The organism is Acidobacteriota bacterium, from assembly GCA_019347945.1.
GTDB lineage: Bacteria > Acidobacteriota > Thermoanaerobaculia > Gp7-AA8 > JAHWKK01 > JAHWKK01.
In genome coordinates this window covers 1-7256 of record JAHWKK010000048.1, presented here as the reverse complement: position 1 = coordinate 7256, position 7256 = coordinate 1, and the positions used below count along the sequence as shown (strand labels likewise).

At 60.9% G+C, this 7256-nt stretch carries 5 protein-coding genes and 1 pseudogene; 1 reads left to right on the top strand and 5 read right to left on the bottom strand.

The window, feature by feature from the left end:
* Nucleotides 1-304 precede the first annotated feature (304 nt).
* The gene (locus KY459_16605) at nucleotides 305-1156 is read left to right on the top strand and encodes an aldo/keto reductase (protein MBW3566328.1); all 852 of its coding nucleotides are present in this window, start codon (nucleotides 305-307) and stop codon (nucleotides 1154-1156) included.
* A gap of 7 nt (nucleotides 1157-1163) precedes the next feature.
* On the opposite strand, the gene KY459_16600 is transcribed toward KY459_16605, so the two are convergent.
* The 5 genes and pseudogenes from KY459_16600 to KY459_16580 form a co-directional block, all read right to left on the bottom strand.
* Nucleotides 1164-2012, bottom strand: coding sequence for an aldo/keto reductase (locus KY459_16600; protein MBW3566327.1), 849 nt, complete (start codon nucleotides 2010-2012; stop codon nucleotides 1164-1166).
* Nucleotides 2013-2199: 187 nt separating this feature from the next.
* Nucleotides 2200-3843 (bottom strand): insulinase family protein, encoded by a 1644-nt coding sequence (locus tag KY459_16595; GenBank protein MBW3566326.1) that lies wholly within the window; start codon nucleotides 3841-3843, stop codon nucleotides 2200-2202.
* A gap of 14 nt (nucleotides 3844-3857) precedes the next feature.
* Nucleotides 3858-5258, bottom strand: a complete 1401-nt coding sequence (locus KY459_16590; GenBank protein MBW3566325.1) for an insulinase family protein — start codon at nucleotides 5256-5258, stop codon at nucleotides 3858-3860.
* A 162-nt stretch (nucleotides 5259-5420) separates the two neighbouring features.
* Nucleotides 5421-5764 (bottom strand): annotated as a pseudogene (locus KY459_16585) (four helix bundle protein).
* 95 nt (nucleotides 5765-5859) lie between these two features.
* The gene (locus KY459_16580) at nucleotides 5860-7050 is read right to left on the bottom strand and encodes a glycine C-acetyltransferase (protein MBW3566324.1); all 1191 of its coding nucleotides are present in this window, start codon (nucleotides 7048-7050) and stop codon (nucleotides 5860-5862) included.
* Nucleotides 7051-7256 lie beyond the last annotated feature (206 nt).

Genomic DNA, 7256 nt, shown 5'->3' with positions numbered 1-7256 from the left:
CATTCAGGATCTCCCTCTGCACCTCGAGTGCGTATAGAAGAAGCCGAGACGGCTCGTTGAGCTGACAAAAAAACAAAGACAAAACCCGGGGGGCTTGACATGGCCTACTCATAGAAGATCCTTCGCCGTCCTTCGGCGGTTCAGGATGACGAGTGTTCGATCTCGCAGAATCGTATGCCTCGTCATCCGGGAGCAGCGACGAAGGCGTTTCTCCCTCTTCCCTCTTCCCTCTTCCCTCTTCCCTCTTCACTCTTCACTCTTCAACTACTTCACTCTTCACCTTCAGCCCCATATGCTTGAACCGATGGAAAAAGATCTGAGCGTAGAAGCGAGCGGCACATTCACGATCGGAGATGATCTCGAGATTCACCGGCTCGGATTCGGAGCGATGAGACTCACCGGCGAAGGGATCTGGGGACCACCATCGGATCCGAACGAAGCGGAGAAAGTCCTCAGGCGCGCGATCGATCTCGGGATCGACTTCATCGACACCGCGGACGCCTACGGCCCTCACGTCAACGAGGAGACGATCGCGAAGGCGCTTCACCCCTACCCGGACGATTTGGTGATCGCCACCAAGGGGGGACTCGTTCGCCCGGGGCCGGGACAGTGGGAGCCCGACGGACGCCCGGAACACCTCCGGAAGACCTGCGAGGGGAGCCTCCGAAGGCTGAAGCTCGACAGGATCGATCTCTACCAGCTCCACCGCATCGACCCGAAGGTTCCCGAAAAGGATCAGTTCGAGACGCTCGTTGCGCTCCGCGACGAAGGGAAAATCCGCCACATCGGGCTCTCCGAGGTGAGCGTCGACGAGATCAGGCGAGCGGAAAAGCACTTCCCTGTGGTGACCGTGCAGAACAAGTATCACCTGAAGGAACGGCAGTGGGACGAGGTAATCGACTATTGCGAAGAGAAACAGATCGGGTTCATTCCGTGGAATCCGCTCGGCGCCGGCAAGCTCGAGTCGGATGGTCTCGACGACGTCGCGAAAAAACACGACGCGACACCGATGCAGATCGCGCTCGCGTGGCTCCTCGCATCGTCGCCGATCATGCTCCCGATTCCCGGTACGTCCCGCGTCAAGCACCTGAAGGAGAACGTCCGGGCCGCCTCGATCGAGCTCGACCGGGAAGACCTGCGCCGGCTCGACGTCTGATCCGGTCTCAGGGCTCGCCGACGCGCTCGATCGTCTCCATCTCGTCAGCGAAGAGCTCGAAGTCGAAGATGTCGAGGTCCTCCCGCATGTGCGCCGGGTCGGTGGTTCCGGTCAGACAGATCATTCCGAGCTGGTGTGCGAACCGGAATACGATCTGCGCCTCCGTCTTTCCGTGACCTCGCGCGATCTGCTGGAAAAGCGGGGTTCGCATCTCCCGGACATTCGCGGTCAGCAGTGAGAAACCCTGATAGAGGACGCCTCTGTCGCTGCAGACCCGCCGGACGTTTCGGTCCCAGCCGAGCTGCGCGTAGCAGCGATTCTGTACGAACGCCGGCGGCACCGAAGCGATGTCGCAGAGCTCTTCGATCTGGCCGGCGGTCACGTTGCTGATGCCGAGCAGGCCGATGGCACCTTCCTGATGAAGCTGTTCCATCGTCCGCCAGATTTCCCGGTCATGCTCGCTCAGCCCGCTCCGAGACTCGGGACCGTGAATCAGATAGCTGTCGAGCCGATCGACACCGAGGTGCTGGAGCGAGCTCGTGCACGACTGACGGACCTGGGTCTCCGGATCCGCCGATGGATCGTACGGCAGCCGATGATCCTGCCCGGAAACGTGGGTGAATTTGGTCTGGATGAAGAGATCTTTGCGCGCGATCTTTTCCCGGCTCATCACCTGCTGCAGAACTTCGCCGACGCCCGCCTCGTGATAGTGCTTCCGCTGGTTCGCCGTATCGATTCCGCGGAATCCGGCCTCGAGCGCATCGAGGACGCATCGCGTCGTATCGTCTTCCTTCCAGGCGGTCCCGTACAGGAAAGGGGGAACGTCGACATCGCCGACTCTGAAGGTTTTCCTCATCGCGCGAGTCTAACGGAAGGAGAGTTGACAGTTGCCAGTTCCCCGTTGCCGGAAGACAACCGAGACGAGTATGAGTGGATCATGTTTCATCAGCGCAGGCTCGCGACTCTCATTCGTGCCCGCTTCATTGGAACCAGCGGAAGTTACCGGCGACCGGATCACGGTCGCCGGCAACCGCCGTCGAGCTTCATGGGGTGACGAGCTGGCTTCCCTTGAAGATCGATTCGACGCTGACCTTTCGCACCGTATCGATGTCGAGTGGAGTCGTCGCCCAGAGCGCGTCTTCCCGCAGCATCGGGAGCTTCGACTCGGGCACTTCGTAAACGACGGTTCCGTCTTCGAGCGTGCGGCTCTCGATCTGATATCCGGCGAGGTTCTTCCCATAGGCTTCACGGTTGCCTTCGATCTGTGAGACGAGCTCGTCGACGTGCGCGGAATCGGTGATGAAAACGTACTTCATGTTCCGGCTCTGAAGATGTGTTCGAATCGCCCGGTTCACCTCCGCCGTCGTGACGCGATCGAGACGATTGAGATAGCCCTCGAGAAATCCGGGCTGCATCCCGTAGAACTCGTCATCCACACGAGCTCCGAGAAGCCGGTCCACGGTCTCCGCGAGATTCACGTAGAGGACTTTTGCCTTCTTCTTTGCCTGCGCGACCTCCTCGTCGGTCAGCCCCTGCTCGATGAGCCGCTCGAGCTCGTATGTCGCCGCCTTGGCGATGTGGTAGGCGTAATCGTGCTGCACCGGACGGATCCAGATGGAGAAGTACTGTTCGTTTCGCGGCTGATTGAATATCTGGAAGAGGCTGAACGGCTTGCCGGACCAGTGCTCGATGTAGGCATAGTTGCCGTAGTTGTATCCACGCGCCTGCCGGATCTGCTGGTAAAGGCGTCCGGTCGAGTCCCGATGCGTTCCGAACCAGGTCTGCGCGACGTAGAGCGGCCAGAAGTCGGCGTCCTCGCGGGTGATATCGAGCGGAAAGCCGATGTGAATGCCCGCAGCCGGCGCGTTCGGCTCCTCGATGACGAGCGCGTGTCTTCCGTTCGGCATCCTCGGCTCGCCGATGTTGATCGAGGGCATCGGTCCCGAGACACCCTGGTTGATCGAGTCGACCACACTCATCACCGGAGCGGTGATCGACGGATCGTCCGACGAAATGCCGACGATCATGTTGCCGGGGCGGTAGAACGCTTCGTAGAAGCGGACCACGTCGGCGCGAGTGATCGAGTTGATCCCGCGCTCGCTCCCGAAGACGGCATGATCATAGCCGGTCCCCTCGTTGACGTACTGATCGAGAACGGCAAGGCCGAGATTCTCGAGATTCTCGAACCGCGCGGAAGAGAAGTTCGCCTTTGCTTCGTCCTTCAGCCGATCGATCTCCTCCTCCAGAAAGAGCGGAGTCGTGAACATCGGCCGCATGATCTGGTTGATGTATGTGTCGAGAACCTCACGGGGAACCGTCATGTAGAAGGTCGTCGTTTCGGCCGAGACCATGTTGGAAGGTTTTGCATTTTCACCCCACGGCTGGGTGATCAGCGCAAGCTCCTCCTTGGTCGTCGGGTTCGCGGCCGTCCCGAATCCACCATCGATCAGCGCGTCGGCGACGAGATTGGCCAGACCCTCTTTCCCCCGAGGATCGGCGGTCGATCCGGCCTTCACCATCAACCGGATCGAGATCATCGGCGAGGGGGAGTCGATCGTGACCAGAGCGGGCTCGGTCGCCGCGCGGGCGGAAGCGCCGGGGGCTACGGGATCCGGAGTCTGCACCGCCGTCGAGGTTGCGCAGGCGGTAAGCCCGAGTACGGTCAACAGAGACAACAGTCGTTTCATCATCGGGTTTCTCCTCACCGGCTCGCCTGGATGGTATCCGGCATCGCGTCACGATGTGCCATCGTGACCACGACTCGGTTGGACGGTACGAAATGCTCTCTCGCGAACGCGTCGATGTCGGCCGGCGTCAGTCTCTCGATCGCTTCCATCATCTGATCCATGACGTCGGGATCCCGCCCGAACCGGTAGTACATGGCGAATGCCTGAGCGATGTCGTGTGCGGAGTCGAGCTGCGACAGCATGTCATAGCGAAGCTTCGACTTGAGGCGATTCAGCGTCTCCGCCGCGCCCGGGCGTTGCGAGAAAGTCTTCAGATCCTCGAATCCCCCGATGATCATCTTCTCGGTCCGCTCGAGCAGAGGGGCTCCCTCCTCGTCGAACTTCGCCTTGTCGAACCTCACACTCGCTTCGAAAGGCCGCGAGTCGAAACCCTCCGCGGACTGTCCTCCCGCGAAGAAGCCGGTTGCGACCTTCTCCTCGTACCGGAGCTTCTGGAACAGCGGTGCGGTCTCACCCGACAGGAGCTCGGAAAGCATCATCATGACGGCCCCCTCGGTCGACCCCGGGTCGAACGGCGGGACCATATAGGCGAGATTCATCCGCGGCGGGACGTCCGAGTCCCAGGCGACATGGCCCCTCAACGGACCGTCGATCGGCTCTGCCGCCGGAAGATCCGGGACCTCGCGAGGCTGCCAGCTCCCGTAGGTTTCCTGAGCCAGCGCGAATACCTCCTCGGGATCGACGTCGCCCGACACGATCACGACCGCGTTGTTCGGCCGGTAGTAGGTCTCGTAAAACTCTCTTCCCGACTGATAGGAATTCGGCATGTCCTGCACGTCTGCCAGATAGCCCATCGTCGTGTGCCCGTAGCCATGAGACGGTCCGTACATCAGGTCCGACATCACTTCGCTCATCCGCAGCCCCGGATTCGACGCGTTCCGCCTGTACTCTCCGAGCACCGCTCCCGCCTCGGTGCGATAGATCCTCTCCGTGAAATCGAGCTCCACGAACCTCTCCGCCTGCACCTCGGCGAGCTCCTCCAGATTCGAAGCGAAGGTGACGGGGTGGTAGTAGGTGACGTCGAACCATGTCCAGGCGTTGTCAAAGGCGCCGATCGCATCGATTCGCGTGTCGTACGAGTTCGGGGTATCCTCGAACTTGTGGCGGAACGCGATGTGCTCGAAGAGGTGCGCAAGACCGCTGCGGCCCTTCTCGACCTCATTCCGGGATCCAGCCAGGATCAGGGTGTTCCAGTTGACGACGTCTCTGAACTCCGGCGTCGGGATCACGATGACGTCGAGGCCATTGCTCAGAGTCTTCTTGTGGACTTCATAGGGGAAGAAATCCCCGAATACAGCGATCGCCGGCAGCAATGCCAGGACGACGACTGCGAGTGATTTCATCGATCGACCCATCAAGCTCTCTCCTTTTGATGATTTGTCTTGCCCGGAACCGGGCTCTGTTCTTCCCAACGGGACGGACGAGCCCTCCCATTTCATAGTGGCCAGTGGCCGGTGACCAGTGGCCGATTGCCGGTGACCGGTGGCCGGTGGCCGGTGATGTCACGCTTTCCGGACCTAAGAGATCAGCCCAGCCAAGGGACGACGGATCAAAGCTAGTGACTGCTCGATATCGTTCAGTCTGCTCTCTTCCACATATCCGAGCCGATGGGCCACGATCAGCAGGGTATGGAGTTCGGCCAGACTCCCTCTCGCGATTGACAGATGCTGAAGAAACTCCTTCGGATGCTGCCTGCCTGTCCTTCCGCGGTATTGGCGGGAACCGAAACTGCCGATCTCCGAACCTGATCCGAGAGAGCGTACGTCTCATGTCTCGGAAACCTGTTCACCAACTCGTAGACCTTCGGGATCAGATCTACCGCTCGCTGCCACACCACCAGATCCTCGTAACTCTTCACCATGTTCACGATTGTGATCCTGACAGCCGCAACTGACAACCGGCAACCGGCCACCGGCCACCGGCTACCGGCCACCGGCACCGGCAACCGGCTACCGGCTACCGACTTCCGATGCCGAACTCGGCGGCGACGTCGGAGATCGCCGTGACGGCGCGATCGAGGTGTTCGATCTCGTGGGCGGCGCTGATCTGACAGCGCAACCTCGCCTGTCCCTGCGGCACCACGGGGAAGCCGAATCCGGAAACGTAGACACCCTGGTCGAGGAGCCGTCGTGACATCGCGATCGCTTTGGCCGTGTCGCCGATGATGATCGGCACGATCGGATGATTGCCCGGTCGCACTTCCAGGCCGAGCTCTTTGACCTTCGTGCGAAAGTGGCGGGTGTTGCTCGCCAGCTTTCGGATCAATGTGTCGTCCTTTTCGAGAAGCTCGATCGCACGGATCGACGCGACGACGACCGCCGGCGGTAAGGTGTTCGAGAAGAGGTAGGGCCGCGATCGCTGCCGGAGGAACTCGACGAGATCGCCCGGCCCCGTGGTGAAGCCTCCATGCGAGCCTCCGAGCGCCTTGCCGAGCGTCGAGGTGTAGGCGTGAATGTCTCCGAAGACACCGAGCTCCTCGGCCGTTCCCCGTCCAGTTCGGCCGAGCACGCCGGTACCGTGCGAGTCGTCGACGACGAGGAAGCCATCGAACTCTCGGGCGAGCGAGACCAGCTCCGGAAGCGGCGCGAGCGAGCCCTCCATCGAGAACACTCCGTCGGTCACGATGAGCTTGCTCCGAGCGTCCCTGTTCTCTTCGAGCAGGCGCCGCAGATCATCAGTGTCCCGGTTGCGGTATCGAAGCTTCCGGCATTTCGCCAGCCGGATGCCGTCGATGATCGACGCATGGTTCAGCTCATCGGAAAAGACGGCGTCTTCCTCACCGAGGATCGTCTGGAAGAGACCCTCGTTGGCGTTCCAGCAGGAACCGTAGAGGATCGTCGCATCCGTGCCCAGGAAGCTCGCGATTTTCGCCTCGAGCTCCTTGTGGATCTCCTGGGTCCCGCAGATGAATCGGACCGACGCGAGCCCGTAGCCCCATTCGCTCTCGGCGTGTTCCGCGGCCGCAACGATCTCCGGATGGTTGGCCAGGCCGAGATAGTTGTTCGAGGTCAGCATGATGACCTCGCCTCGGCCCTTCACTTCGACCACCGGCCCCTGGGGACCCAGGAGGCTCTGCTCCTTCCTGAGCGTCCCGGATGCCTGCATCTCGGCGATCTCGAGGATCAGACGGTCCATCAGTGACGACATTCAGCCTCCAGTTTCTGCAAAGACGGGGTCGGGGGGGTGGTTGTTGAGTTAAAAAAAACCCGCGGGTAAAAAGGGGGTGTGTGGTTGGTTATGTTCGAAATAAGCAACCACCCCCAACACTTAGACGCGGGCGACACCGCCCGCATGTTGTCTGTGGGGTCCGGCGGGCGCCTTGGGAGCGGCGACAAAAAAAGATTACAGCACAA

What these genes read in the sequence shown, in the direction of transcription:
- KY459_16605 (MBW3566328.1), top strand. Translation starts at nt 305, where the DNA reads ATGGAAAAAGATCTGAGCGTAGAAGCGAGCGGCACATTCACGATCGGA.
- KY459_16600 (MBW3566327.1), bottom strand. Translation starts at nt 2,012, where the DNA reads ATGAGGAAAACCTTCAGAGTCGGCGATGTCGACGTTCCCCCTTTCCTG.
- KY459_16595 (MBW3566326.1), bottom strand. Translation starts at nt 3,843, where the DNA reads ATGAAACGACTGTTGTCTCTGTTGACCGTACTCGGGCTTACCGCCTGC.
- KY459_16590 (MBW3566325.1), bottom strand. Translation starts at nt 5,258, where the DNA reads ATGGGTCGATCGATGAAATCACTCGCAGTCGTCGTCCTGGCATTGCTG.
- KY459_16580 (MBW3566324.1), bottom strand. Translation starts at nt 7,050, where the DNA reads ATGTCGTCACTGATGGACCGTCTGATCCTCGAGATCGCCGAGATGCAG.